1 protein-coding gene is annotated in these 505 nt (G+C 56.6%); it reads left to right on the plus strand.

Translation table 11 applies throughout. The features are described from left to right. Positions 1-235: 235 nt before the first annotated feature. Positions 236-505, plus strand: a 270-nt coding sequence (locus V7665_RS13875; protein WP_335665111.1) for an SDR family NAD(P)-dependent oxidoreductase, incomplete at its 3' end; no start/stop codon positions are given.

Below are 505 nucleotides of genomic sequence, written 5' to 3' on the forward strand. Positions count from 1 at the left end.
TCACCATCTCGCCGAGGGACTCAATGTCTGGAACGGCCACGTCACCTACAAGGCGGTCGCGGAAGATCTGGGCTATGGCTATCTGCCGGTGTCGGAGATTGTGGGAGTGAAGGCGGATAGTTGAAGAACAGGTTGTTGATCGGTTCGTGGTAAGCTTGTCGAACCACGCCTCTCGGACGAATGATGTCCTTCGACAAGCTCAGGACGAACGGATAAATTGAAAGGACGGATCAAAATGGCAGCAGCAGACCAGAAACCGCTCGGTTCGGGATTTCACGCCAAGAACGAACCGCACGAGATACTCGCTGGCATCGATCTAACCGGCAGGACCGCGATCGTCACCGGCGGCTATTCCGGCATTGGTCTGGAAACAACCCGGGCACTGGTAAGCGCAGGCGCAACGGTAATCGTGCCGGTGCGCGATCCGCCCAAGGCCGAGGAGAATCTGTCGACCATAAAGGGCGATGTGTCTTCGGCAAAAATGGATCTCGCCGATCTCGATTCG

This window comes from Parasphingorhabdus sp., from assembly GCF_036964675.1.
Taxonomy (GTDB): Bacteria; Pseudomonadota; Alphaproteobacteria; order Sphingomonadales; family Sphingomonadaceae; genus Parasphingorhabdus.